The sequence below is a fragment of the Pseudomonas sivasensis genome (genome assembly GCF_021391435.1).
GTDB classification, from domain to species: domain Bacteria; phylum Pseudomonadota; class Gammaproteobacteria; order Pseudomonadales; family Pseudomonadaceae; genus Aquipseudomonas; species Aquipseudomonas sivasensis.
In genome coordinates this window covers 5,058,246-5,082,728 of record NZ_CP090029.1, presented here as the reverse complement: position 1 = coordinate 5,082,728, position 24,483 = coordinate 5,058,246, and the positions used below count along the sequence as shown (strand labels likewise).

The 24,483-nt window shown below is 59.5% G+C and carries 23 protein-coding genes; 9 read left to right on the top strand and 14 right to left on the bottom strand.

Features of this window, described 5'->3' with window-relative positions; all coding sequences use genetic code 11:
* Nucleotides 1-32: 32 nt before the first annotated feature.
* Nucleotides 33-962 (bottom strand): AraC family transcriptional regulator, encoded by a 930-nt coding sequence (locus LRO94_RS23020; RefSeq protein WP_032890862.1) that lies wholly within the window; start codon nt 960-962, stop codon nt 33-35.
* A 328-nt stretch (nt 963-1,290) separates the two neighbouring features.
* Between LRO94_RS23020 and LRO94_RS23015 the strand changes: the two genes are divergently transcribed.
* Both LRO94_RS23015 and LRO94_RS23010 read left to right on the top strand, forming a co-directional pair.
* The gene (locus tag LRO94_RS23015) at nt 1,291-1,632 is read left to right on the top strand and encodes an antibiotic biosynthesis monooxygenase family protein (RefSeq protein ID WP_032890863.1); all 342 of its coding nucleotides are present in this window, start codon (nt 1,291-1,293) and stop codon (nt 1,630-1,632) included.
* Nucleotides 1,633-1,676: 44 nt separating this feature from the next.
* Nucleotides 1,677-1,922, top strand: coding sequence for a hypothetical protein (locus LRO94_RS23010; RefSeq protein ID WP_032890864.1), 246 nt, complete (start codon nt 1,677-1,679; stop codon nt 1,920-1,922).
* Between the two features lie 124 nt (nt 1,923-2,046).
* Here LRO94_RS23010 and LRO94_RS23005 read toward each other — a convergent pair whose 3' ends face one another.
* The gene (locus tag LRO94_RS23005) at nt 2,047-2,679 is read right to left on the bottom strand and encodes a flavin reductase family protein (RefSeq protein ID WP_095185779.1); all 633 of its coding nucleotides are present in this window, start codon (nt 2,677-2,679) and stop codon (nt 2,047-2,049) included.
* A gap of 191 nt (nt 2,680-2,870) precedes the next feature.
* Between LRO94_RS23005 and LRO94_RS23000 the strand changes: the two genes are divergently transcribed.
* Nucleotides 2,871-3,626, top strand: a complete 756-nt coding sequence (locus LRO94_RS23000) for a COG4705 family protein (protein ID WP_032890866.1) — start codon at nt 2,871-2,873, stop codon at nt 3,624-3,626.
* A gap of 54 nt (nt 3,627-3,680) precedes the next feature.
* On the opposite strand, the gene LRO94_RS22995 is transcribed toward LRO94_RS23000, so the two are convergent.
* From LRO94_RS22995 to LRO94_RS22980, 4 genes are all read right to left on the bottom strand, one after another.
* A complete protein-coding gene (locus tag LRO94_RS22995) occupies nt 3,681-5,000 on the bottom strand; it encodes an MFS transporter (protein ID WP_032890867.1) in 1,320 nt (439 codons plus the stop codon).
* Nucleotides 5,001-5,165: 165 nt separating this feature from the next.
* Entirely contained in the window at nt 5,166-6,500 is a 1,335-nt protein-coding gene (locus LRO94_RS22990) for a sigma-54-dependent transcriptional regulator (RefSeq protein ID WP_095185777.1), read from the bottom strand.
* Nucleotides 6,494-8,260, bottom strand: coding sequence for a sensor histidine kinase (locus LRO94_RS22985; RefSeq protein ID WP_179179921.1), 1,767 nt, complete (start codon nt 8,258-8,260; stop codon nt 6,494-6,496). The genes LRO94_RS22990 and LRO94_RS22985 overlap by 7 nt, the downstream gene beginning before the upstream one ends.
* Nucleotides 8,261-8,365: 105 nt before the next feature.
* On the bottom strand, nt 8,366-9,889 hold the full coding sequence (locus tag LRO94_RS22980) for a fumarate hydratase (RefSeq protein WP_032890870.1): 1,524 nt from the start codon (nt 9,887-9,889) through the stop codon (nt 8,366-8,368).
* Between the two features lie 218 nt (nt 9,890-10,107).
* Here LRO94_RS22980 and LRO94_RS22975 point away from each other — a divergent pair, with 218 nt between their 5' ends.
* The gene (locus tag LRO94_RS22975; RefSeq protein ID WP_179179922.1) at nt 10,108-11,040 is read left to right on the top strand and encodes an iron-sulfur-binding ferredoxin reductase; all 933 of its coding nucleotides are present in this window, start codon (nt 10,108-10,110) and stop codon (nt 11,038-11,040) included.
* 30 nt (nt 11,041-11,070) lie between these two features.
* Entirely contained in the window at nt 11,071-11,820 is a 750-nt protein-coding gene (locus LRO94_RS22970) for an enoyl-CoA hydratase-related protein (RefSeq protein WP_179179923.1), read from the top strand.
* Nucleotides 11,821-11,883: 63 nt separating this feature from the next.
* Here LRO94_RS22970 and pyk read toward each other — a convergent pair whose 3' ends face one another.
* Nucleotides 11,884-13,335 (bottom strand): pyruvate kinase, encoded by a 1,452-nt coding sequence (pyk, locus tag LRO94_RS22965; RefSeq protein ID WP_032890873.1) that lies wholly within the window; start codon nt 13,333-13,335, stop codon nt 11,884-11,886.
* A 175-nt stretch (nt 13,336-13,510) separates the two neighbouring features.
* Between pyk and LRO94_RS22960 the strand changes: the two genes are divergently transcribed.
* On the top strand, nt 13,511-13,885 hold the full coding sequence (locus tag LRO94_RS22960) for a tol-pal system YbgF family protein (protein ID WP_032890874.1): 375 nt from the start codon (nt 13,511-13,513) through the stop codon (nt 13,883-13,885).
* A 225-nt stretch (nt 13,886-14,110) separates the two neighbouring features.
* The gene (locus tag LRO94_RS22955; RefSeq protein ID WP_095185774.1) at nt 14,111-14,470 is read left to right on the top strand and encodes a PilZ domain-containing protein; all 360 of its coding nucleotides are present in this window, start codon (nt 14,111-14,113) and stop codon (nt 14,468-14,470) included.
* Between the two features lie 61 nt (nt 14,471-14,531).
* Here the strand turns inward: LRO94_RS22955 and LRO94_RS22950 are convergent, their stop codons facing one another.
* Genes LRO94_RS22950 through LRO94_RS22925 form a run of 6 tightly spaced genes read right to left on the bottom strand, consistent with a single transcriptional unit; the run spans nt 14,532 to nt 21,193 of the window.
* A complete protein-coding gene (locus LRO94_RS22950) occupies nt 14,532-15,863 on the bottom strand; it encodes a DUF58 domain-containing protein (protein WP_179179924.1) in 1,332 nt (443 codons plus the stop codon).
* Between the two features lie 7 nt (nt 15,864-15,870).
* The gene (locus tag LRO94_RS22945) at nt 15,871-16,866 is read right to left on the bottom strand and encodes an AAA family ATPase (protein ID WP_032890877.1); all 996 of its coding nucleotides are present in this window, start codon (nt 16,864-16,866) and stop codon (nt 15,871-15,873) included.
* Nucleotides 16,863-18,020, bottom strand: a complete 1,158-nt coding sequence (locus LRO94_RS22940) for a DUF4350 domain-containing protein (protein WP_099602758.1) — start codon at nt 18,018-18,020, stop codon at nt 16,863-16,865. Before LRO94_RS22940 ends, LRO94_RS22945 begins: the two co-directional genes overlap by 4 nt.
* Complete coding sequence (locus LRO94_RS22935) at nt 18,017-19,537, bottom strand: DUF4129 domain-containing protein (protein WP_179179925.1); 1,521 nt, start codon at nt 19,535-19,537, stop codon at nt 18,017-18,019. The genes LRO94_RS22940 and LRO94_RS22935 overlap by 4 nt, the downstream gene beginning before the upstream one ends.
* Nucleotides 19,524-20,504 (bottom strand): stage II sporulation protein M, encoded by a 981-nt coding sequence (locus tag LRO94_RS22930; RefSeq protein WP_179179926.1) that lies wholly within the window; start codon nt 20,502-20,504, stop codon nt 19,524-19,526. Before LRO94_RS22930 ends, LRO94_RS22935 begins: the two co-directional genes overlap by 14 nt.
* Nucleotides 20,501-21,193, bottom strand: coding sequence for an RDD family protein (locus LRO94_RS22925; RefSeq protein WP_179179927.1), 693 nt, complete (start codon nt 21,191-21,193; stop codon nt 20,501-20,503). Before LRO94_RS22925 ends, LRO94_RS22930 begins: the two co-directional genes overlap by 4 nt.
* Nucleotides 21,194-21,360: 167 nt before the next feature.
* Between LRO94_RS22925 and sbcB the strand changes: the two genes are divergently transcribed.
* A complete protein-coding gene (gene sbcB, locus LRO94_RS22920) occupies nt 21,361-22,788 on the top strand; it encodes an exodeoxyribonuclease I (RefSeq protein ID WP_179179928.1) in 1,428 nt (475 codons plus the stop codon).
* Between the two features lie 89 nt (nt 22,789-22,877).
* Here sbcB and mvaT read toward each other — a convergent pair whose 3' ends face one another.
* Entirely contained in the window at nt 22,878-23,252 is a 375-nt protein-coding gene (mvaT, locus tag LRO94_RS22915; RefSeq protein WP_003175830.1) for a histone-like nucleoid-structuring protein MvaT, read from the bottom strand.
* Nucleotides 23,253-23,602: 350 nt separating this feature from the next.
* Between mvaT and purU the strand changes: the two genes are divergently transcribed.
* Nucleotides 23,603-24,451, top strand: a complete 849-nt coding sequence (purU, locus tag LRO94_RS22910; protein ID WP_015885632.1) for a formyltetrahydrofolate deformylase — start codon at nt 23,603-23,605, stop codon at nt 24,449-24,451.
* The last annotated feature ends 32 nt before the right edge of the window (nt 24,452-24,483 follow it).

Sequence of the window (24,483 nt, the reverse complement as noted above, 5' to 3'; positions counted from 1 at the left end):
AAGCCCCCTCCCACATTTTGATCTTCATTCGGTCAGATGCTTTGGCGCAGGCGGGCCAGATCCCGCAGCGGCGGCGCCCCAAACAATCGGCTGTATTCCCGACTGAACTGCGACGGGCTTTCATACCCCACCCGATACCCCGCCGCTGATGCTTCCAGCCCTTCGGCGATCATCAATCTGCGTGCTTCCTGCAAGCGCAATTGCTTCTGGTACTGCAAGGGGCTCATGGCGGTGATTGCCTTGAAGCGGTGGTGCAATGTCGAAACGCTCAGGTTCACTTCCTTGGCCAGATCATCAATGCGAAGCGGTTGTTCGTAGTTGCCATTGAGCCACTTGATCGCTTGGCTCACCCGATGGCTCTGGCTGTTGGCCACGGCAATTTCATACAGGCGATAACCCTGCGGCCCACGTAGCAAGCGGTAAAGAATTTCCCGGTTGATCAGTGGGGCCAGCATGGCGATGTCTTTGGGCGTATCCAGCAAGCGCGCCAGGCGCAGCACCGCGTCGAGCAATTGGTTGTCAATCCGGTCCACGTACATGCCGCGTGATGTCGGGCGTGTGGGTACGCCCATGGGGCCGGCTTCAGCGATCAGGGCGGTGAGCTGCGCCGGGTCGATATTGATCCGCACCGACAGGTTCGGATCGTCGGGCGTGGCGTCGATGATCCGCCCGGCCACTGGCATCGCCACCGAGAACACCAGGTAATTGAGCGGGTCGTAGGCAAAGATTTCATCCGCCAGGCGCACTTCCTTGCTGCCGTTGGCAAGGATGCACAGCGCGGGTTCCACCAGCACCGGCATAAAGTCGCGTGGCGTGTTGTGGCGGTTCAGGTAGAGCGACGTGATCGCGGTACCGTAGGAGCCATCTTCCCAAGTATGCCTGTGCACGATACTGGCCAGTTCGGCACGCTGCTTTTCCATCTCGGCATCGAGAGGAATGGACTGATATTCGGGCGACGACATGAAGCGTCCTCTGCAGGCGGCTTTGATGGGGTCAGCTTAGCGTCGGCTTTTCAAATAGTGTTAGGTCGATTCTGCACAATCCTTGCCTGATCCTGCGGCATATCGCCAATCAGGCAAGCGTGAGGCCTGTCATCTCCCTGAAATACTGCGTTTGTGCATGGCGCAAAACCAGTGGGCCGAGTACCCGGTTTACGCTTCTCGCAGGATTGTGCAATAAGCCGGCAGGAATCGACTAACCGCGCCTACCTGCGCGCCGTTATCTTTGATCCTGTGGCAGCACACCCTCACCGTGTTTGCCGAGCATCACTTCTCAACGGGAGAGTCGAACATGTCCACCCCCATTCCCGCGAGCCATATGGCCTTTATCCGCGCCCGCACCGGGTGCAGCACCGAACTCGGTGCACGCTTGAGCAGTTTGATCGAACCGGGTCGCCAGGCTCAGGGTTGTCTGCAATTCTCGTTGCAGCATTCCCAGGTCGATCCCGATGTGTGGTTGGTCTCGGGTTTCTGGAGCAGCGAGCAGGCGATGAGTGCCTACTTCAGCTCGCCGGCCCTGATGATCTTTACCGAGCTGTTGAACGACATGGTGGTGCGCAGCATGGACTTCCAAACCTTCACTGATGCATCCGCCACCAACGCCTATGGCGAGTACCTGCAACTCGCTGGGTGAACAGGTTTAGAATGGCCGCCTTTCCATTGGCCAGGACCTGCAACATGGCACGTAAACAATTTGCCCACCACGAAGCCGTATCCGCCGTAGTACCGGGTGAAGGGGGCTACAGCGCCGCCGTCGCCGTCAAGGCACTGGATGGTATGGGGGCACCGAAGTTTCACAAGATCCTGGATGGACAGACTTTCAAGACCGCCTCCGACGCCGATGATGCAGCCACCGTGCAGCTTGAGCGGTTGATCGGTGTGGATGAGGAGGGGCAGCTGACCTGGGCGAGCGCCGCCATCTGAACAACGCCGACAATCTAATGTGGGAGGGGGCTTGCCCCCGATAGCAGTGTGTCAGTCAACAAAGATGTTGAATGTGCCATTGCCATCGGGGCACGCCCCCTCCCACATTTTTGTTGTATTTCAGTCAGGGTTTGCTGGCGCCTGGGCGATACATCTTGAACAGCGCCTCCGGCCCCAGCTGGAAGTAATCCGCCGGGCCGCCACCACGCAGGATCGGCTCGGCGGCGGCGGTGTCGTAGATGCCATCCTTGAGCAACCACTTGGCAATGTGCACCGCGACCACCTCGCCCAGCACCAGCCAGCTCGGCACCAACCCTTTGTCGGCGCGTTGCAGCTGGATAATCTGCGTCACCTTGCATTCGAATGACACCGGGCTTTCGCCCACCCGTGGCACGGCGATGATTTTCGAGGCCACCGGCGTCAGGCCGGACAACTCGAACTCATTCACCTCCGGCGAGACCGCCGCGCAACTCTGGTTCATCTGCTCGGCCAGCGGGCGGGTAGCCAGGTTCCACACGAACTCGCCGGTCTGTTCGATATTGTTCAGGCTGTCTTTGCGCCCGACACTGGAAAACCCAATGATCGGCGGAATGTAGTTGAACGCATTGAAGAAGCTGTAGGGCGCCAGGTTCAGGCGGCCTTCGCTGTCGTGCGACGAGATCCAGCCGATTGGCCGTGGACCAACGATGGCGTTGAACGGGTCATGTGGCAGGCCGTGGCCGTTGGCGGGTTCGTAGAAATGGATATCGTCAGACATGAGCCGGGGTTCCTGCTACGCAATTCTGGGAGGCGGTCATAGTGCAACCCGTGGCAGCGGATTTCCATCAAGCCATGGAATTTTCATTCATCGCCCACCTATTTTTCACAGCGGCCCGTTCAGTCTGCGCTCAAGGTCGACACCCCTATAAGTCGGCCATCGAAAGACTGAGCTTCGGAGCCTTCTACCTTATGAATAAACTTCCTCAGATCACCCTGGCGTTCTGGGTCATGAAAATCTGCGCAACCACCTTGGGCGAAACCGCCGGGGACTTGTTGTCGATGACCCTGAATGTCGGTTATGCGATCAGTTCGATGATTTTGATCAGCGTGTTCCTGGTCACCCTGGTGACGCAACTCTGGTCCAAAACCTACAACCCGGTGCTGTACTGGATCGTGATTTTGTCCACCAGCACTGCAGGTACCACAATGTCCGACTTCATGGACCGTACCCTGGGGCTGGGTTACGCCACGGGGTCGATGATCCTGATTGTGATCCTGATGATCATTTTTGCGCTGTGGCACCTCAGCGGTGACTCGCTGAACGTGAACAAGGTGCAGACCTTCCGGGGTGAGTTGTTCTATTGGATGGCGATCCTGTTCTCCAACACACTGGGCACCGCATTGGGCGACTTCCTGGCGGATGATTCGGGTCTCGGCTTCGCCGGTGGTGCCTTGTTGATTGGCTCGACCATCGCTGCGGTGGTGGCGCTCAAGTACTTCACCCAAATCTCGTCGGTGTTGTTGTTCTGGGTGGCGTTTGTATTGACCCGGCCGTTTGGTGCAACCCTGGGCGACTTCCTGACCAAGCCCCATGAAAAGGGCGGATTGGATTTCGGCACCATTGGATCATCGGCGGTATTGGCGGCGGTGCTGGTGGTGATGATTGCCGGAGCGTCGTATGCGCAGCGGCGGTATGGGCGCAACGAGGTGGCGGAACTGTCCTGATTAACCCAGCGATGTAAAACCAATGGGGGAGGGGGCTTGCCCCCTCCCACATGTTTAGTCCGTGGTAATCCGCGAATGTTTGCGGGTGTCTTTCATGGTCACGTAGACCATCAGCGACACCGCGATACACGCAGTCACGTACCAGTAGTAGCCGGTTTCCATCCCGATGCTCTTGAACCACAGCGCGATGTATTCAGCTGTACCGCCGAAGATCGACACGGTCAGTGCATACGGCAGGCCCACGCCCAGGGCACGGATTTCGGTCGGGAACAGTTCGGCCTTCACCACCGCGTTGATCGAGGTGTAGCCACTGACGATGATCAGCGCGGCCATGATCAGGAAGAACGCACCCCACCAGGACTGGATGGTGTGCAGGGTGGTGAGGATAGGCACGGTGAACAGGGTGCCGAGGATGCCGAAGGCGATCAGGATCGGACGACGGCCGACCTTGTCGGACAGCCCGCCGATGATGGGCTGCAGGCACATGAACAGAAACAGCGTGGCCGCCGAGATGGTGGTGGAGTCGGAGATGCTCATCCCGACGGTGTTCACCAGGTATTTCTGCATGTAGGTGGTGTAGGTGTAGAACGCCAGGGTGCCGCCCATAGTCAGGCCGACCACGGTCATCAGTTCCTTGGGGTGACGCATCAAGGTGCGCATTGCGCTTTCCTTGGCTTTTTCTTTCTTGGTGAAGGACTCGGTTTCTTCCATGCCACGACGCAGGTACAGCGCGACGACTGCGCACAGGGCGCCGATGGCGAACGGGATACGCCAGCCCCACGCGTACAGTTGCTCGGTGGTGAGTACCTGTTGCAGCACGATCAGCACCGCCAGCGCGATGAGCTGGCCGGAGATCAGGGTTACGTACTGGAAACTGGAGTAGAAGCCGCGACGTTCCTTGGTCGCCATCTCGCTGAGGTAGGTGGCGGAGGTGCCGTATTCGCCGCCGACTGATAGCCCCTGCAGCAAACGGGCAAACACCAGCAGGATGGGCGCACCGATACCAATGGATTCATAGCCCGGGCTCAGGGCAATCAGCAGCGAGCCGAAGCACATCAGGTAGACCGAGGCCATCAGGGCTTTTTTACGCCCGACCTTGTCGGCGTACAGGCCCATCAGCCAGCCACCGATCGGGCGCATCAGGAAGCCCACGGCGAAGATCGCGGCGGTGTTGAGCAGTTGGGCGGTGGTGTCGCCTTTCGGGAAGAAGGCTTTGGCGAAGTACAGCGAGAAAGCGGCGTAGACGTACCAGTCGTACCACTCGACCATGTTGCCGACCGATCCGCTGAAGATCGATTTGATGCGGCTGGAGGTGGTGCGTTCTTTTGCCGGCGCTGCCGCCGACCCCAGAGGCAGGGAGTTGGAGTTATCCATTGAAGGATCCTTCATCTAGTTGTTTTTATGGAGCGGCGCGAGCGCTGCCTGGCTGGGCTATAGCAGGAGCTGTGCCAGGTAGATGAAGGCCCGATCTAGAAGGGTTTGCAGATTTTTTTGAGCGGAAACTTGCTGAAGATTCGGGGCCAATGAGCGGAAATCCGCTCATTCGTCCTTGAGGAACATGTCCCGTGCAAGGCCATGGCGCTGCATCTTTTCATTGAACGTCCGGCGGGGCAGTTGCAGCTCCGTTAATACCGCCTTGATATCGCCCTTGTGCCGGGTCAAGGCGGCCTTCAGGCAATGGGCTTCGAAGGCTTCCTGCTGCGCAGCCAGTGATTGCCCGGCCTCGATGCCCTCCGGCTCCGGCTCGCCAAGGCCTAATACCTGGCGTTCGGCGACGTTGGCCAGTTCACGCACATTGCCGGGCCAGTCATGGCTGAGCAGGCGCCCCAAGGCTGGGCCGCTCAACGGCTCGGGCGTGCGGCCTAAGCGTTCGGCAGCGCTGTGGGCAAAGTGCTCGTACAGCAGCGGAATATCTTCACGACGCTCGCGCAAGGGCGGCAGGCGCAATTGTGCGACGGTGAGGCGATAGGCCAAGTCTTCGCGAAAGCGTCCGGCGCGGGCCTCTTCGAGCAGGTCAGGCTTGGTCGCGGCAATGATGCGCAAGTCCACATGGATGCTCTGGTTGGAGCCCAGTCGTTCCAGTTTCTGCTCTTGCAATACCCGCAACAGTTTCACTTGTTGGGCCAAGGGCATGCTTTCGATTTCATCCAGGAACAGCGTGCCGCCGTGAGCGTACTCCAGCTTGCCGATGCGCTTGCCCTGGGCGCCGGTGAACGCGCCGCTTTCGTGGCCAAACAACTCGGCTTCAAACAACTGCTCGGGAATTGCCGCGCAATTGAGCGCCACAAACGGCTTCTTGGCCCGCGGGCCGAAATCATGCAGGCAGCGCGCGACCAGTTCCTTACCGCTGCCGGTCTCGCCACGGATCAACACGTTGACCGGCAAGCTGGCCAAGTCGAGCACCTGGCGGCGCAGGTTCTGCAACCCGCGGGACACGCCGAGCAGGCTGGATTCAAGCTGCGAGCGGTGATCGGCCTGTTGATGCAGGCGACGGTTTTCCAGGATCAGCCCGCGTTTGTCCAATGCACGTCGCAGGCTGTTGAGCAGGGCCTCGGGGCTGAAGGGTTTTTCCAGAAAATCGTAGGCGCCGTCGCGCATGGCTTCGACGGCCATCGGCACGTCGCCGTGACCAGTGAGCAATATCACCGGCAAGTCGGCGTCGCGGCGCTGTACTTCGGCGAGCAATTCCAGGCCGCTGAGACCAGGCATGCGCACGTCGCTCAGGATCACACCGGGAAAGTCTTTGGGCAGGTGCGCCAGGCATTCCTCGGCGCGGCTGAACAACTGCACCTCAAACCCGGAGAGACTCAACCACTGTTCCACGGCCGTGCGAATGCTGGCTTCGTCATCGACCACAATCACCGCATTTAGCATAGGTCCGGCGTCTCCAGCGCGATGGGCAAGGTCAGGGTGAAAGTCGCGCCGTCGCCCTGGTTATCGGCGATCAGGCGTCCACCCAGTTCGTGCACGATAGCGAAGGACACCGCCAGCCCTAAACCGAGGCCGTCACCCACCGGCTTGGTGGTGAAGAACGGATCGAACACGTTGTTCAGGTGTTCTTCGGGGATCCCGCCGCCGCTGTCGCTGACGGTCAAAAGCCAAAGCTGTTGGTCGGCGTGCAGGCGGATCTCAAGGCGCTTGCGCGGTTTGTCGGCCATGGCGTCGAGGGCGTTGCGCAGCAGGTTGATCAGTACTTGTTCCAGGCGGATGGCATCGCCGCGCACCCAAGCCGGGCGTGTCAGGTCCAGCATGACGCCAATGGCTTCATCGCGCAGGCGCGCGTCGAGCAGATGCAGGGACTGGTCGACCACCGTGGCCAGGTCCAGGCGTTCGCGCAGGCCACTAGGACTTTTGCGAGCGAAGGTCTTGAGATGGCCGGTGAGTGCGGCCATGCGCGTGAGCATGTCGTCCAGCGGCGTGAGCGCCTTGTAGGCGTCGTCCACACGGCCGTGATCCAGCAACAGGCGCAGGGTAGCAAGCTGCATGCGCTGGGCCGTGAGTGGCTGGTTGATTTCGTGGGCGAGGGCGGCGGACATCTGCCCCAGCGCCGCCAGCTTGGCTGATTGCACCAAACCATCCTGGGCGGTGCGCAGGGCCTGGGTGCGTTCTTCCACCAGTTGCTCCAGCTCTTCACGGCTGCGCTGGCGCAAGCGGGCCAGGCGCCAGCGTTGGCTCAGGAACAGCGCGAGGAACACCAGCGCCAGCCAGGAACCGGCGGCGGCCAGTCCCGCGTTGCGTTGGTCTTCAAAAGGAAATTGCGGTTTGCGCAGCAGGTGCAGGGCCCAGCCTTCTGCCTTCAATGGCAGGGATTCCCAGATGTATTGGGCGCTGCCGTCGGGGCCGTTGACGCGCATCAGGTGACTGTTTTCGTCGAAGCGCTGCAGGGTGTCGGTTTCCAGCGCCAGCAGTTGTTTCTTGTCGTACTGGCGGGTGGCCTTGAGCTCAGCGAGGTCATTGGCCGATAGCGGCCGCAGGTTCCGATAGCGCCAGCCAGGCTGGTTGGCAATGAACACGATGCCACGCGCATCGCTGACCAGCAGCAAGTCATTCCCCTGGGCCCATTCTTGCTCAAGCTCAGGGAACTCCAGCTTCACCACCATGGCACCAAGGAACTGCTCGTGTTCATCGAGCACCGCGCTGGAAAGGAAGTAACCCGGAATCCCGGTGGTCACACCCACCGCGTAAAAGCGCCCGGTGCCCTGGCTTTTGGTCTGGCTGAAATACGGCCGAAATGCATAGTTGTGCCCGACGTAACTGCTTGGCAGCGCCCAGTTGCTGGCAGCCACGGCCAGGCCGGTGCGGTCCATCAATTCCAGGGTGGACGACTGCGCGGCGCCGTTGATGCGTTCGAGCTTGCGGTTAAGCGCGTCCTGGGTAGCGGTGTCCAACGGGCCCTTTAACGCGCTGATCATTTCCGAGTCCAGCGCGAGCACGGCGGGCAGGGCGCGGTAGCGTTCGATCAGGGTGTGCAGCGAGTTGGCATATAACGCGAGCTGTTGGTTGGCGCGGGCGGCCTCATCCACGAGGGCCTGGCGTTCGGCCTGGCGCGTGGCCAATGCAGCGGCCAGCACCGCACCAGCGATGATCAACAGGGCGTAGAAGGTCAGGCGCAGGGGGCGAGGGATCGCGATCATACGGTGATGAGCAGGCACGGTAAGGGGCAAGCACCATACCACGCGCCATAAAAAAGGCGACTGGGCCATGGGGCCGCAGTCGCCTTTATCCTTGAGGGAAAGTGCTTACTGCACTTCTACCGCCAGGCTTTCACTGATCTTTTGCTGCCAGATGGCAGGACCGGTGATGTGCACGGATTCGCCTTTGCTATCGACTGCAACGGTGACCGGCATGTCTTTGACGTCGAACTCGTAGATCGCTTCCATGCCCAGTTCGGCGAACGCGACAACCCGCGACTTCTTGATAGCTTGCGCCACCAGGTAAGCGGCGCCGCCCACGGCCATCAGGTACACGGCCTTGTGGTCCTTGATCGCGTCGATGGCAGTCGGGCCGCGCTCGGATTTGCCGATCATGCCCAAAAGGCCGGTTTGCTCAAGGATCTGACGGGTGAACTTGTCCATCCGCGTCGCGGTGGTCGGGCCAGCCGGGCCAACCACTTCTTCGCGCACCGGATCAACCGGGCCGACGTAGTAGATGAAGCGACCCTTGAGGTCTACCGGCAGGGTTTCGCCCTTGTTCAGCATCTCGACCATGCGCTTGTGCGCGGCGTCGCGGCCAGTGAGCATCTTGCCGTTGAGCAACACGGTTTCGCCCGGTTTCCAGCTCTGGACTTCTTCCGGGGTCAGGGTGTCGAGGTTGACGCGACGAGCCGACGGGCCGGCTTCCCAGACGATTTCCGGGTAGGCGTCCAGCGGTGGCGCTTCCAGCGACGCAGGGCCCGAGCCGTCGAGCACAAAGTGTGCGTGACGGGTGGCGGCGCAGTTGGGGATCATGCACACCGGCAGGGAGGCGGCGTGGGTCGGGTAGTCCATGATCTTCACGTCGAGCACGGTGGTCAGGCCACCCAGGCCCTGAGCGCCAATGCCCAGTTGGTTGACCTTCTCGAACAGCTCCAGGCGCATCTCTTCGATACGGTTGGACGGGCCGCGCTTTTTCAGCTCGTGGATGTCGATGGACTCCATCAACACTTCTTTGGCCATCACTGCGGCTTTCTCGGCGGTGCCGCCGATGCCGATGCCGAGCATGCCCGGTGGGCACCAGCCGGCGCCCATGGTCGGAACGGTCTTGAGCACCCAGTCGACGATCGAGTCGGACGGGTTGAGCATGGCCATTTTTGACTTGTTCTCGGAACCACCACCTTTGGCCGCCACGTCCACTTCCACGGTGTTACCCGGGACGATGGAGTAGTGGATCACGGCCGGGGTGTTGTCCTTGGTGTTTTTACGTGCACCGGCCGGGTCGGCCAGGATGGATGCGCGCAGGACGTTTTCCGGCAGATTGTAGGCGCGACGCACGCCTTCGTTGATCATGTCGTCCAGGCCCATGGTGGCGCCATCCCAACGTACGTCCATGCCCACGCGCACGAACACGGTGACGATACCGGTGTCCTGGCAGATCGGGCGATGGCCGGTGGCGCACATGCGCGAGTTGATCAGGATCTGCGCCATGGAATCACGGGCTGCCGGCGATTCTTCGCGCAGGTAGGCCTCGTGCATCGCCTGGATGAAGTCAACGGGGTGGTAGTAGGAAATGAATTGCAGGGCGTCGGCAACGCTCTGAATCAGGTCGTCTTGCTTGATCACGGTCATGAGTCGCGCTCCTCTATAAGGGAACATTCAATAAAGGTGGGCTCAGTGGGGTACATCGGTCGGCTGAGCCCACCTTTCCAAGGCACGCCAAAGTGGTGCAGGCGCGACGCTAAAAAGGCGCGGCAGTATAACCCGACGCGGTGGCCGATACACCCGACTATGGTCAAACTGTCGCAGGCATGATTCCCTGTGCGCGTCCCCTGTAATTGAGTCCTTATATGCCTGAACTGTACGTCGGCGAACGCCATTGGTCGGTAACTGCCGGCAGCAATCTGCTGGATGCCTTGAACCAGGCGGGTGTGGCCGTGCCCTACAGTTGCCGGGCGGGCAGTTGCCATGCATGTTTGGTGCGCTGCCGGGGCGAGGTCGAGGACAAGCAGCCCGATGCCCTGAGCCCCGCGCAACGCCAGGACGGTTGGCGGTTGGCCTGCCAGTGCCAAGTGACGGGCGATCTGCAGGTCGAGGCGTTTGACCCGCTGCGTGACGGTTTGGCCGCCCTGGTGGTAGGTGCTGATTGGCTGAACTCGAATGTAGTGCGCCTGCGTCTGCAACCTGAGCGCGGTCTCCGTTATCGGGCTGGACAGCACCTGGTGCTGTGGGCAGGGCACGTCGCGCGGCCTTACTCCCTGGCGAGCCTGCCCCAGGAAGATGCATTTCTGGAGTTTCATATCGATTGTCGGCAGCCCGGTGAATTCAGTGATCTTGCCCGGCAGTTGCAGGTCGGGGATCAACTGCGCCTGGGCGAGCTACGCGGCGGCGCTTTGCAATACGATCCCGACTGGCAATCCCGGCCGCTTTGGCTGCTTGCCTCCGGCACTGGCCTCGGCCCGTTGTGGGGCGTGTTGCGCGAGGCTTTGCGCCAGGATCACCATGGCGCCATTCGTGTGATTCACCTGGCCCATGATGCCGACGGCCATTATCTGGCTGAACCCCTGATAGCGCTGGGTGCACGTCATCCGAACCTTACGGTGGAACTGTGGACCGCGGCCGAGTCGGCCCAGGCATTGGCGCAACTGCGGCTTGTTTCCCGGCAAACGCTCGCCTTACTCTGCGGACACCCCGCCAGTGTCGAGGCGTTTTCCAAGCGCCTGTTTCTGGCGGGACTGCCGCGTAATCAACTGCTGGCCGATGTGTTCCTGCCCCGTGGTTGAGCGCTGAACTCTACAGCCGCGAGACTCACCATGACCGACGCCATCCTGCTGCACCGCGAGCGCGGGTTGCTGACCCTGCAGCTCAACCGCCCGGATAAGAGAAACGCCCTGACCCGCGCCATGTACACGCAACTGGCCGAGGCGCTGGAGCAGGCGGATGCCGACTCAGCGATCAGCGCCGTGCTGATCCAGGGCAGCAGCGAGTGTTTTACCGCCGGTAATGACATCGGCGATTTTCTTGAACAGCCGCCCAGTGATCTCGACAGCCCAGCGTTTCATTTTATGAAAAGCCTACTCAACTGCCGTAAGCCGGTGATCGCGGCAGTGGCGGGAGTCGCGGTGGGGATTGGCACAACCCTCCTGCTGCACTGTGACCTTGTTTACATCAGTCGTGATGCGCGCTTGCGTATGCCGTTCGTCAACCTGGGGCTGTGCCCGGAGTTTGGTTCGAGCCTGATCCTGCCGCGTTTGCTTGGGCATGCGAAGGCAGCTGAACTTTTGCTATTGGGCGAGGGGTTTACCGGGGAGCAGGCTGCCGCCTGGGGCATCGCCACTGAGGCGTTGGGCAGTGGTGAAGCGGCGTTGGCCAAGGCGCGGGAAATGGCTGAGCGTTTTGAAATCCTGGCGCCGGGGGCGGTGCAGGTGACCAAGCAATTAATGAAAAGTGTGGACCGTGATCAGTTACGCCAGGTCATCGAGGAGGAGGGCGCGTTGTTCGTCCACCGCTTGAAGTCACCGGAGGCGATTGCGGCGTTATCGGGGTTTATCGCCAAACGCTAACCCACATTAAAAGCAAAAAGCCCCGCCATTCGCATGGCAGGGCTTCTGTTTTCAGCGTGTCACTCAGACCATTGGGTCGCCAACGTGCAGGATCTTCATGCCGTTGGTGCCGCCGATGGTGTGGTAGCTGTCGCCCTTGGTCAGGATGACCCAGTCGCCTTTCTCCACGACGCCACGCTTGATCAGTTCGTCGATGGCCGCTTGGCTGACTTCATGGGGCGGCAACGAAGCCGGGTCGAACGGAACGGTGTACACGCCACGGAACATGGCCGCGCGGGCCTGGGTTTCGCGGTGAGGGGAGAACGCGTAGATCGGAACCGAGGAACGAATGCGCGACATGATCAACGGCGTGTAGCCACTTTCGGTCAAGGCGATGATCGCTTTGACGCCCGGGAAGTGGTTGGCGGTGTACATGGCTGCCAGGGCGATGCTCTGGTCGCAGCTTTCGAAGACCTTGCCGATACGATGGCTGGAGGTCTTGCTGGTCGGGTGCTTTTCGGCGCCGACACAGATGCGCGCCATGGCCTGCACAGCTTCCAGCGGGTACGGGCCGGCGGCACTTTCAGCCGAGAGCATCACGGCGTCGGTGTAGTCGAGCACGGCGTTGGCCACGTCGGATACTTCGGCGCGGGTCGGCATCGGGTTTTGGATCATCGACTCCATCATCTGGGTCGCGACGATCACCGCTTTGTTGTGGCGGCGTGCGTGCAGGATGATCTTCTTCTGGATACCGATCAGCTCGGCGTCACCGATTTCCACACCCAGGTCACCACGGGCAACCATCACGGCGTCGGACGCTTTGATCAGACCGTCGAGAGTTTCGTCGTCGGCCACGGCTTCGGCGCGTTCGATCTTCGCCACCAACCAGGCAGTACCGCCGGCTTCGTCGCGCAGTTTGCGGGCGTATTCCATATCAGCGGCGTCGCGCGGAAAGGACACGGCCAGGTAGTCCACTTCCATTTCAGCAGCGAGCTTGATATCGGCCTTGTCTTTTTCAGTCAGGGCCGGGGCAGTCAGGCCACCGCCGCGACGATTGATGCCTTTGTGATCGGACAGCGGACCGCCGATGATCACGGTGCAGTTCAGTTCGGTCGGGGTGGCGGTGTCGACACGCATTACCACGCGGCCGTCATCCAACAGCAACTCGTCACCGACGCCGCAATCCTTGACGAGGTCCGGGTAGTCGATACCCACGACGTCCTGGTTACCTTCGGTCAGCGGGTGGCTGGTGGAGAAGGTGAATTTGTCACCGATCTTCAGCTCGATACGCTTGTTGGTGAACTTGGCAATACGGATTTTCGGGCCTTGCAGGTCACCCAGCAGTGCGACGAAGCGGCCGTGCTTGGCGGCCAGGTCACGCACCAGCTTGGCGCGAGCCTTGTGCTCGTCCGGGGTGCCGTGGGAGAAGTTCAGACGGGCAACGTCCAAACCAGCCAGAATCAGCTGTTCGAGGACTTCCGGCGAGTTACTGGCCGGGCCAAGGGTGGCGACGATTTTGGTACGACGGACGGACATGCACAGACTCCTGAGTTCAAGCGCTGAGGAAGGCTACTATGCTCTTTGGTTGTAGTCATTGTTCGTTTGCACTACTTATCGCCGATTCACTTGTTTTCGCGCCGATTGAATAGATGAACATCTTTGAAGATTTTGGACGAGGGGTCGATACACTGCACAAGACAGGAGAACCTTCATGCGAATTTTGCTCATTGCTGCCCTGGCCGTCAGTGTTGTCGGCTGCACCCGCTGGTCGATGGACCACCATTTGAACAACGCCTACCGCGCTTACAAGGTCGGTGACTGCGAGCGTGTCACCTTGGAATTGTCCCAGGTCGACCGCGAGAGCCGCACCCGGCGTTATGTACAGCCAGAGGTCTCGATGTTGCGCGGGCAATGTCTGGAACGACAGAAACTGTTTGTCGACGCGGTGCAAACCTACCAATTCATCATTAATCAGTACCCGTCGAGCGAATACGCCTACCGAGCACGCGCAAGGTTGGACACCCTGCAACAACTGGGTCACTACCGCGGCGTGAGTGTTGCACAGCCGCGTCCAGCCTCATTGTGATGAGATTCGCCACTTTATAACTGGCCTCTTGCCAGTCTTGGGCTATTCTTTGGATGTCCGTTTGTATAGGTTTCTATTCAAATGGAGGCAGGGCCCGGATTCGGCAGCTGTCTAGTGACAGAGCGTTGTCTTTTGTCATACCGAGATCCAGGGAGAGCGAGCAATTACGCTCGTTCCGAATCACTGGACCGGCCACAACCATGGCCACTGCATGGCGATCTCACCATGTTTACCGACCGACGGATTGAGCGGCATCAACTACGTTATTTCCTCCAGGTGTTTAACCGTGTTACCGACAAGCCCATCGGCTATTTGGGCAACGTCTCTTGCGACGGGCTGATGTTGATCAGCGAGTTGCCCATGATGGTCGATGCTGATTTCGAGCTGCGCCTGAAAATTCCCGGGGCTGACGACACCTTCCATGCCGTTGACCTCACGGCAACCTGCCTGTGGAGCCGTGAAGATATCAACCCGCAGCGTTACGACTCCGGGTTCAGCGTGCTTCAGGCTCCAGCGGAATATGGGCAACTGATCAAGTTGTTGTTGCGGTACTTCAGCTTTGACTCATTGCAGGCTTCAGCCTAAGAAGCAGCGAGCGGTCGACGCGGCTGGGGTGTTGCTGTCCAGCCGTAGTCGTACGCTTTTTTCAGAACACTCCCGCTTTCTTCCAATCCAGATAGCGTGTCACCAAGGCTGCTCCCATGTCTGATGGCAACGTATCCAACACCGACAGGCCGTGGGCGTTCAAGCGGTCGTGCAGTTCATTCCGGGTATTGAGGTAGTCGACAGTGCCGCTGTAGGCCAGGGCTTCGGGCAAGGTTTGCACAGGAGACTGGCGCAGTAGATCGAGCACTTCCTCTCGCATGCTGGCCACCATTACCCGATGTTGGCGACTGATGCGCTTGACGGCGCAGAGTAGCGCTTCATCGTCCTCGTCTCGCAGATTACTGACCACAATCACCAATGCCCGACGCTTTTGCCTAGAGAGCAGTTGACTGGCCGCCGCCTCGTAGTCGGCAGTTCGACGGGTGGTGTCCAGGTCATATACCGCATTGAGCAGCAGGTTCAACTGACTGCTCCCTTTGACCGGCGCCAAGTAGCGTGGCTGGTCAGAAGCAAAGGTGCACAACCCCACGGCATCGCCCTGGCGCAAGGCCACGTAACTGAGCAGCAGGCAGGCATTGAGTGCGTGGTCGAAATGGGACAGCTCATCATCCTGGCTCCGCATGCGTCGGCCGCAATCGAGCATGAACACGATCTGCTGGTCGCGCTCGTCCTGATACTCCCTTGCGATGGGGGTACGTTGCCGCGCCGTGGCTTTCCAGTCGATCTGCCGCAGGCTGTCGCCCTCACGAAACTCGCGCAGCTGATGAAACTCCAGCCCCAAACCGCGACGCTGACGTTGACGCACTCCCAGTTGACTCAACCAGTTATCCACCCCCAGCAGTTGTGCCCCGTACAGGCGAGCGAAGTCTGGGTAGACGCGGGTGGCATCCTCGACTTCGATGAAGCGCCTGGCGGACCAGAGCCCCAATGGGCTGGGCAGATGGATTTCGCAGCGGCTGAACGTGAAATGCCCTCGCCGCAGGGGGCGCAGGCGATAGCCCAGTTCACTGCGTGCACCGGGGCGCAACTCAATGGATTGGGGCATGTTCTCCATGCTCAACCCATCGGGGACGTGATCGAACACCTGAACCGTCAGCGCCTGCGAGGAGTCGTGTTCCAGGGCCAGACGTACGTCGCCCCAGCGACCCAGCGCCAGGCTGCCGGGCATATGCCGATGCACGCGAGGCGACGGTCGACGGCGCAGTCGCGCGGCGTCCAGCAAGGCCAGCAGCAACAGCGCCAGGAGCAAGCCCCACGCCACCGAGTGCAAGGTGGCGGGCACCTTGAACTGCAAGGCGGTTGCAGTGCCTAGCAGGATGCTCAAGCCCAGCAGTACGCCAAGCCAAGCTGATAACAGGCGGGTCGGTTTCATGGGCGATTCATTGCCGGGGAGCTGCAATCTGGTCGAGTAACTGTTTGAGTACCTGGTCGACCTCCAGCCCGTCGATGTCCAGTTCTGCCGCTATACGTACGCGATGACGGAGTACTGCAAGAGCGCAGCTCTTGACGTCATCCGGCGTGACGAACTGGCCCCCGCGCAACAATGCTCGAGCGCGGGCGCCGCGGACCAGTGCGATGGAAGCTCGCGGGCCTGCGCCGATGGCCAGACCTGGCCAACTGCGGGTGGCTCGTGCAAGGCGCACGGCATAGTCGAGTACGTGTTCATCCAGGGCTAGCTCACTGGCGATCTGTTGCAGTTGCAGCACATCTTCGGCCTGTAGCACGGTGCGCAACGGTTGCACATCCAGCATGTCGGCCCGTGAAGAGCGTGTCACTTCGCGCACCATATCCAGTTCCTGCTGCGCGTCGGGATAGTCCATGCGTACCTTGAGCATGAACCGGTCCAGCTCGGCTTCTGGCAGGGGGTAGGTGCCTTCTTGCTCGATAGGGTTCTGGGTGGCCAGCACCATGAAGGGTTGCCCGATGGGCAGCGCTTCACCTTCGAGGGTTACTTGTCGTTCCTGCATGGCTTCGAGCAGGGCGGCCTGGGTCTTGGCCGGGGCGCGGTTGATTTCGTCGGCCAGCAGCAGGTGGGTGAATACCGGTCCCTTGCGCAGCTTGAATTGCTCGGTGTGCAGATCGTACACGGCATGGCCAGTGACATCGCTGGGCATCAGGTCAGGGGTGAACTGAATCCGCGCGAAGTCGCCGTCAAAGCAGCGGGCCAAGGCGCGTACCAGCAAGGTCTTGCCCAGCCCGGGTACACCTTCAAGCAATACGTGGCCGCCGGCGATCAGTGCAGTCAGCACATCATCGATCACCTGATCCTGCCCGATCACCGCCTTGCGCAGTTCCATGCGCAAGGCCTGGGCTTGCTGGCTGGCGTGCTGTAAGGCTTCACCGGACAGGGTGTTAGCGCTGGGAAATTCGCTCATAGGGCATTCCTGAGAGTTTGCAGGCATGCCACCTGCCGGCTGAAATCGGCGCTGGAAAGCCGTTTTGCCGGGAGTGGGCCGAGGGCCTGGCTGATGACGTGAGAGGGTTGGCGCGTAAGGTGTTCCAGTACCCGCCATTGTTCTGAGTTGTCGAGATGTTCGAAGCCTGGATGGCGGCGTCGGGCCGCACGTAGGATGTCGTGCTGCAAAGCCTTCAGTAGCGTGCCTTGGCCGCTGCGGCGCAGCAGGAAGTCGGCGCTGGCTTTCAGGTGTTCGTGCAACTGCCGGCGCGCCTTCGAGGCGGGGGCTTGGATCGGGCCCTGGCGCATACCCGCCTGCCAGAGTACGAGGGTTATCAGCGCAATGAGTGCTACCACCGCCTGGGGGAAATATCGCAACAGCAGGGTGAACAGATCATCCACGTCGCTGTTGAACAACAAAGTCACGGCAGTCCCCTGGTTCAGGTGCCACAGCAGCCAGGCATTGTCGTGTTTGCCGATATCGGGTGTTTTCCACAATTCGCTGTCGGTGATTACCGTAACGCGGCCTTGCCCGAGGTTAAGTTGCATCAGGTGGCTAGACCTGGCGCTATTGGCTGAAAATTGTGCCATGTGCTTGGGGTCGATGAGGTTGAAGTCAGTGTCGAAGCTGAAGTAGGCCGGAGCGGTGTCATTGTCGACATAGAGCTTGGTCAGGTCTGGCGTTTTGTTTTTACGGGCCGGTGCGGGTTCTTCGGGGTCGTCACTCAGCGTCTGGTGGATATGCAGGCGATCTAGCAACAGGTCGCCGCTCTTGCCGGTCTCTTCATCCCACAGCGCTTCGGCCACTAACAATAGATGTCCGCCGGATTTGGCCCAATCCAGCAGTTGCCCTACCTGGCGTGGCGACATGTTGCTACGTTCGCCCAGTAACAACAGGCTATTGCCGGCGGCGGGCAGGGTGGCCAAGCGTTCGAGGCTATTGGCATGTGCCACGGCCAGGCCTTGCTGGCGCAGAAAATATTCGGCAGCCAGATAGGGGTTGGCAAGGGCTTCCGGGGCGGGGCCGCGGTCCACCACTTTTTCATAGGGGGTCGCTTTGCTCCAGGCGTAAAATCCGCCCGCAGTAAGCAGGCATGCCAGGAGCAATCCTATCCCTAATAAAAAACGGTTCATCGGGCGCCCTCCGAGCTGAACAGGGCACGCCAATCGCTGCATAATTTTTGCTGTGCTGAGTCGGGTGGGAGTTGATGGCCGTAGGCTAGGTTTTGCCAGTGCCGAGTCAACTCTTCACTGAACGCCAGCAGTTGCGGTTGCTGCAGCAGGTAAACGCGTTGCAGCACCTGGCCTTCAGTGTCGGCGTTTTTAAGTGGCAGGTTGAAGTCATGCAACAAGCGGCTCAGAAGACCACGATACAAAAGACCCAGGGCTTCCCGTGGTTGGCTAGGCCAGAGTTGTTCTGCAGTGCTGGCGATATCCGTGGGCAAGGTCTCGGTGCCCAATTCGAGGCCGAAAAGTTGTGCGGGCACTGGCCTGGCTGCTTTGGGGCCGCGTGGTCCGCGCCGGGTGACAAAGGTGCGTAGCCAGTCACGATAGCGCCACACCAACAGGGCCAGGCCGCCGATAAGTACGCTCCACAGCAGCACTTCCAGGCCTTGGGCCACATGCTTGAAAGTATCGCTGTTGAGGTTATCCAAGAGTGTCTGCAGCCACGCCGGAAGTTTGCCGTCACCGTGTGCCTTGTTTTTAACGGCGGGCTTTTCCTCACCAAAGCGATAGCGGGTGACGGTTTCCGGGTTTTTGAACGGGGGCTTTTCCAGCAGCGAATGGATTGACTGGCTTGCGCTTTCAGGGCTCAGCGGTTTGCTTTCATCAGCCATGGCGGGTGGGGTGTATGGCAGTAATGTCAGCCCTAACGCCAGTAATAAAAGTGACGCCACATTGCTCAGGCGCTGGCGTAGGCGGCGGAATACCAGTTCCAGGTCCCAGGCTTCCAGCACGGTGCGACGATTGAGATAAAGGCTGAAGCCACAGGCGACATAGACGGGCTCCCAAAACACCAGAATCAAGGCGTAGAACGCGTTGCCCAGATGCTCCAGACACACCGCTTCGGAGCCGGTCGCCAGCGCCAACCGCTGCCAATCCCAATCCAGTTCAAGTTGTTGCGGGATGAGTAGATAGAACAGCGCCATGCAGCCAAACCATAGGCCGATTTCCAGGTGCACCCCGACAGTGGTTAACCAGCGAGCGGCGCCGGCGTTGCGCTGCAGCAGTACACCCAGGCGTTGCTGACGCGCCTGGCCGTCCATGCCTTCAAGCTGACTGACCGGCATCACAAAACTGCGGCTGAGGCTGAGTCTGCGCCAGGTCAGGCTGGCCAGCAGTTGGCTGTTAAGCAGTTTTGGCCATTGGCGCACAGCCTGCTTGAGGCTAGGCGCTTCGCCGAACAGGGCTGTGGAGAGGATATATAAAGGTAAGCGGTCGAAAGCCGGTTTCAACCACCAGAACAGGAACATGGCCATGGAGGGGTAATTCCATAGCAGTGCGGTGAGCAACGCAAAAACCGGAAGGGTCACCAGCGCCCAGCTCCCCATCAACAGCAAGCGATGTTCCTGGGCCATTAATACGCCAAGATCCATGGCCTCCCAGGCGGTGCGTGGGCGAATCACCACGCTGGCATCACTCAGACGCATGGCGAGCCCTTCCGGCAAAGGTCAGGTAAGCGCCCACCAACAGCCACAGTGCAGCGCCCACCAGGTATTTGATCCAAGGGGCTACCTGGGTGGTGGAAGACCAGTAGGCTTCGATAAAGGCTGCGATCAGTAGAAACACCATGACGCCGCACAGGAGTTGCACGCTCTTGCGAGCGGCAAGTCGCAAGGATTCGCTTCGTGTCAGTTGCCCAGGTGCAATCAGCGCCCAGCCCAGTTGCAAGCCTGCGGCGCCAGCGAGGGCGATAGCCGTCAACTCAAAGGCACCATGGCCGATGACAAATGACCAGAAGGTCTGCCCATAGCCGATTTCAGTCAGGTGCCCGGAAATCGCGCCGATGATCAGCCCGTTGAATATCAGGAAAAACACACTGCCCAGGCAGAACAGCAACCCGGCGGCAAATGTCTGGAAGGCGATGCCGATGTTGTGCATCACGTAGTAGCCAAACATCATCCAGTCTTCGCTCGATGCTCGCTCGGCGGCTCGACCCAAGCGGCTGGCATCGGGGTCATACATGCCCTGCATCTCCGCCACTTGCTGGGGGCTGACAATGCTGTAGATCAGGTCGGGAAACAGATAGACCAGCAAGGCAATGCTCAGCAGGCTGCCAAAGAACAGCAGGCTGGCAATCAACACGAAGCGCCACTGTTCCCGCACCTGTCGCGGAAAGTCGGCCAGCACAAAGCTCAGCACTTTCGCCGCCAATTGGCTGCGGTGGCGATAGAGTTGTTGATGTCCGCGCAACGCCAGTTGTTGCAGCGGGTCCACCAGGTAACTGCTGTAACCGCGCTCCTGGGCCAGGGCCAGGTGCTGGCATAGACGCCGGTATTGGTGAGGGAAATCGGCCATGTCACCGGCCTTGGCCTTGCCTTGTTCCAACTGTTTCAGTTGTTCGGCAAAGGCTTGCCATTGCGGTTGGTAACGGCTTTCGAAGAGGCTCTGTTTCATGTTGGCCCCAACAGGCCACGGGCCAAGCCATTGAGTTGCTCCACGGCACGGGCGGGGGAGACTTGAAGCGGCGTTGCGAGGATGGAAGCGAGTTCGTGTACCCGCTCGGCGGAGAGTTCGCCTTGGCGTTCCGCGAAACCCAGGATCGCCCGCTGTTCACTCAGGTCCAGGGCAAACGGTAAGCGCAGTGCTACAGCTTGAGGCACCAGGGGGCGTTTCAGGGGCTGTTCTCGGTAGATCACCAGGGTGCCGGCGGCCAGGTCACCAAGGCGTTTGAAGTGAGGGTGTTGCAGGCAACTGATCGCGCCAAGAAAGTAGCCGAACGGCAGCATGTCGACAAACCGCAGCAAGTTGCGGATCAGCGAGGCTGACCAACTGATGGGCGTGCCGTCGTCCTGCACGACCCGCAAGCCCATAACCTGTTTACCCGGTGAGCAGCCCTGATTGAGCACCTCGAACAGCACCATGTACCACCAACTGACCAGGAACAGCAGCAGCGAGCCCAGGCCGATACCAATATTGCCGAGCAGGGCCAGTGGCACCAGAAGTACGCCCATTATCACTGCGCGGGCGACGAGGTCGAAGGCAAATGCCAGCGCCCGTGGCACCAAGCCGGCGGGGCGCAGTGGCAGGTCGATTCCTTCTGGGGTCTCGATCTGGTAGCGGGTATCCAATGGGGTTGATGGCATCGCGATCCTTGGCAGTGCAGAGCGGCTGGGTGGCACGGATGCTAACAGCGTCGGCGATGGAAGCAACTATTCAAGGTTTTGCTGGATGTTTGTACAGGTTATTTGGTGCTGGCCCCGAACAGGGCTCAACGCCTAGACTTTGTGGATCTTCAGCACAGGAATAGCCCGTGACCTCCATTTTCTGGTACGACTACGAAACCACCGGCATCAACCCGCGTAGCGATCGACCGCTCCAGGTAGCTGGCATTCGTACGGATCTCGAACTGAACGAGGTCGGCCCACCGGTCAACATTTACTGCCAGCCCAGCGACGATATTCTGCCCCATCCCGCCGCCTGTGCCATTACCGGGATCACCCCTGCCATTCTGGCCGAAAAGGGCCTGGCCGAGGCTGATTTCATGACTCGCGTACATGCCGAACTGGCGGCTCCGGGGACGTGCGGTGCCGGCTATAACACGTTGCGGTTTGACGATGAAATGACGCGCTACAGCCTGTATCGCAATTTTTTCGACCCTTATGCGCGCGAATGGCAGGGCGGTAATAGTCGTTGGGACTTGATCGACGTGGTTCGCACCGCTTATGCCCTGCGCCCGGAAGGTATCGAGTGGCCGCAGCAGGACGGGCGCGTGACCCTCAAGCTTGAGCGTCTGACTGCCGCCAATGGTATCGACCATGGTCAGGCCCACGATGCGTTATCCGACGTGCGCGCCACAATCGCCCTGGCTCGATTGGTGCGCGAGAAACAGCCCAAGCTTTATGATTGGCTGTTTCAACTACGCAGCAAACAACGGGTAATGGACCAAGTGCGATTGCTGCAACCGATGGTGCATATCTCCGGGCGGTTTTCCGCCGAACGTCATTACCTGGGCATTGTGCTGCCCCTGGCCTGGCACCCGCGCAACCGCAACGCGCTGATTGTCTGCGACCTTGGGCTCGATCCTCAGGGGCTGCTGGATATGGATGCCGACATTTTGCGTCGACGCTTGTACACCCGCCGTGATGAGCTCGCAGAAGGTGAGTTGCCGGTACCGCTCAAACTGGTGCATATCAACCGCTGCCCCGTGGTTGCGCCCTTGAACGTACTGCGGGTCGAAGATCGTGAGCGCCTGCAATTGGACATGAATGTTTTCCAGTCACGGGCTCTGCGGCTAACTGACGCACAGGAACTTTGGCTCGATAAATTGGCAGTTATTTACGGCGAGGAAGATTTTGCACCGAGTGTCGATCCCGAACAGCAGCTTTACGAGGGTTTTATCGGGGATCGTGATCGACGGTTATGTGAGCAAATTCGCGCGGCTGAACCTGCGCAATTAGCTCGTCAGCAGTGGCCTTTTGATGATCACCGTTTGCCTGAATTATTGTTTCGCTACCGGGCGCGTAACTTCCCCGATACGTTGAACAGCGAAGAGCTACAACGCTGGAAATTTTTCTGTCAGCAGCGTTTGTCAAATTCCGAATTTGGCGCACCGAATACCCTTGAGGCATTTAATCAAGCGCGACTGGAGTTGATGGTTAGTGCGACGCCGTTTCAGCAGCAGGTGCTGGAGCAATGGCAGGAATATGCCGACTCTTTAGCTGCTCGTATGAATCTGTGACAGAGGTGTGTAAAAAATACGATCAATAAAAAACGCCAGCATGCTGGCGTTTTTAATGGGTCGCGCATCAGGCGCAGACCTGGTGAAGCTTAGCCCAGCAGGGTAGCCCAACCTTCAACCACGTCACCGCCCCACTTGGCTTTCCACTCTTTCAGAGTTTTGTGGTTGCCACCTTTGGTTTCAATCACTTCGCCGTTGTGCGGGTTTTTGTATTGTTTGACTTTGCGAGCACGTTTGGTGCCGGTAGTTTTCACAGCGCCACGTGGAGCTTTAACTTTCGACTCTGGGTCCAGCAGCGCGATGATGTCACGCAGGGATTTGGAGTACTCACCCATGAGGGTGCGCAGTTTGCCTTCGAATTCCAGCTCGGTTTTCAGTTTGTCGTCTTGGGACAGGTTCTTCAAACGAGCTTGCAGCTCTTTGATAGCTTCTTCGGTGGCGCGGTATTCGTTGATCAGAGACATGTGGACTACCTTATGTAGAACGCTGATTGACAGGGATAGTGGCCTAATAATAGTCAGGCGATTTGCTCAAGTAAACATTTAAGACTGCATTTAGGTGAATTACTTTGAATGTTTGTGAATGCGCTATGCAATCGAGTTAATTAAGTAGGTGATGCACCTGAAGATAATGCCGTTAATTTTTTGTATAACTGCGTCAGCCTGCGCTGTTCGTTCATATAGGGGTGGTAAAACCATACGCTATTAAGGGATGTGCCTCGGGGGCGGATCAGAATAAGGCTCATTGAATACTGCAGTTTTTCTGCACAATCGCTAGAATGGCGGCCTTTGCGAAGTTCTGGAGTTTCCCCCTAATGCGCACTTTTCGGCTGGTGATTGCTTGCCCGGACCGGGTCGGCATCGTTGCCAAGGTCAGTAATTTTCTGGCCTCCCATAACGGCTGGATTACTGAGGCGAGCCATCACTCGGACAATCTCAGCGGTTGGTTCTTCATGCGTCACGAAATTCGTGCCGACACACTGCCCTTTGGCCTTGAGGCTTTTCGCGAGGCATTTGCGCCAATCGCTGAAGAGTTCTCAATGACTTGGCATATCACCGACACCGAGCAGAAGAAGCGCGTGGTGTTGATGGCAAGCCGCGAATCTCACTGCCTGGCCGACTTGCTGCACCGCTGGCACAGTGACGAACTGGACTGCGAGATCGCTTGCGTAATCTCAAACCATGACGACCTGCGCAGCATGGTCGAGTGGCATGGCATCCCTTACTACCATGTGCCGGTCAACCCTCAGGACAAGGAGCCTGCATTCGCCGAGGTTTCTCGCCTGGTGAAGCAGCATGAGGCTGACGTGGTGGTGCTGGCGCGCTACATGCAGATCCTGCCGCCGGAACTGTGCCGCGAATACGCCGGCAAGGTGATCAACATTCACCATAGCTTCCTGCCGTCCTTTGTGGGGGCCAAGCCTTACCATCAGGCGTCTCTGCGTGGCGTGAAGTTGATTGGTGCAACTTGCCATTACGTCACCGAAGAGCTGGATGCCGGCCCGATCATCGAGCAGGACGTAGTGCGTGTCAGCCATAGCGACAGCATCGAGGACATGGTGCGCTTCGGTCGCGATGTCGAGAAGATGGTGCTGGCCCGTGGCCTGCGTTACCACCTGGAAGACCGCGTGCTGGTGCACGGCAACAAGACCGTCGTGTTCTGATCAAGCCGTTTTGATTGAAGAAAAAAGGGCCT

Excerpts from the sequence above, each read along its gene's own strand:
- purU (WP_015885632.1), top strand. The coding sequence starts at position 23,603 with ATGCGCACTTTTCGGCTGGTGATTGCTTGCCCGGACCGGGTCGGCATC.
- LRO94_RS23015 (WP_032890863.1), top strand. The coding sequence starts at position 1,291 with ATGTCCACCCCCATTCCCGCGAGCCATATGGCCTTTATCCGCGCCCGC.
- LRO94_RS22985 (WP_179179921.1), bottom strand. The coding sequence starts at position 8,260 with ATGATCGCGATCCCTCGCCCCCTGCGCCTGACCTTCTACGCCCTGTTG.
- LRO94_RS22940 (WP_099602758.1), bottom strand. The coding sequence starts at position 18,020 with ATGAACCGTTTTTTATTAGGGATAGGATTGCTCCTGGCATGCCTGCTT.
- LRO94_RS22930 (WP_179179926.1), bottom strand. The coding sequence starts at position 20,504 with ATGAAACAGAGCCTCTTCGAAAGCCGTTACCAACCGCAATGGCAAGCC.
- LRO94_RS22995 (WP_032890867.1), bottom strand. The coding sequence starts at position 5,000 with ATGGATAACTCCAACTCCCTGCCTCTGGGGTCGGCGGCAGCGCCGGCA.
- LRO94_RS22925 (WP_179179927.1), bottom strand. The coding sequence starts at position 21,193 with ATGCCATCAACCCCATTGGATACCCGCTACCAGATCGAGACCCCAGAA.
- LRO94_RS22935 (WP_179179925.1), bottom strand. The coding sequence starts at position 19,537 with ATGCGTCTGAGTGATGCCAGCGTGGTGATTCGCCCACGCACCGCCTGG.
- mvaT (WP_003175830.1), bottom strand. The coding sequence starts at position 23,252 with ATGTCTCTGATCAACGAATACCGCGCCACCGAAGAAGCTATCAAAGAG.
- LRO94_RS23020 (WP_032890862.1), bottom strand. The coding sequence starts at position 962 with ATGTCGTCGCCCGAATATCAGTCCATTCCTCTCGATGCCGAGATGGAA.
- LRO94_RS22980 (WP_032890870.1), bottom strand. The coding sequence starts at position 9,889 with ATGACCGTGATCAAGCAAGACGACCTGATTCAGAGCGTTGCCGACGCC.
- LRO94_RS23000 (WP_032890866.1), top strand. The coding sequence starts at position 2,871 with ATGAATAAACTTCCTCAGATCACCCTGGCGTTCTGGGTCATGAAAATC.
- LRO94_RS22950 (WP_179179924.1), bottom strand. The coding sequence starts at position 15,863 with ATGAAACCGACCCGCCTGTTATCAGCTTGGCTTGGCGTACTGCTGGGC.
- LRO94_RS22960 (WP_032890874.1), top strand. The coding sequence starts at position 13,511 with ATGCGAATTTTGCTCATTGCTGCCCTGGCCGTCAGTGTTGTCGGCTGC.
- pyk (WP_032890873.1), bottom strand. The coding sequence starts at position 13,335 with ATGTCCGTCCGTCGTACCAAAATCGTCGCCACCCTTGGCCCGGCCAGT.
- LRO94_RS22955 (WP_095185774.1), top strand. The coding sequence starts at position 14,111 with ATGTTTACCGACCGACGGATTGAGCGGCATCAACTACGTTATTTCCTC.
- LRO94_RS23010 (WP_032890864.1), top strand. The coding sequence starts at position 1,677 with ATGGCACGTAAACAATTTGCCCACCACGAAGCCGTATCCGCCGTAGTA.
- LRO94_RS22970 (WP_179179923.1), top strand. The coding sequence starts at position 11,071 with ATGACCGACGCCATCCTGCTGCACCGCGAGCGCGGGTTGCTGACCCTG.
- LRO94_RS22945 (WP_032890877.1), bottom strand. The coding sequence starts at position 16,866 with ATGAGCGAATTTCCCAGCGCTAACACCCTGTCCGGTGAAGCCTTACAG.
- LRO94_RS22990 (WP_095185777.1), bottom strand. The coding sequence starts at position 6,500 with ATGCTAAATGCGGTGATTGTGGTCGATGACGAAGCCAGCATTCGCACG.
- LRO94_RS22975 (WP_179179922.1), top strand. The coding sequence starts at position 10,108 with ATGCCTGAACTGTACGTCGGCGAACGCCATTGGTCGGTAACTGCCGGC.
- LRO94_RS23005 (WP_095185779.1), bottom strand. The coding sequence starts at position 2,679 with ATGTCTGACGATATCCATTTCTACGAACCCGCCAACGGCCACGGCCTG.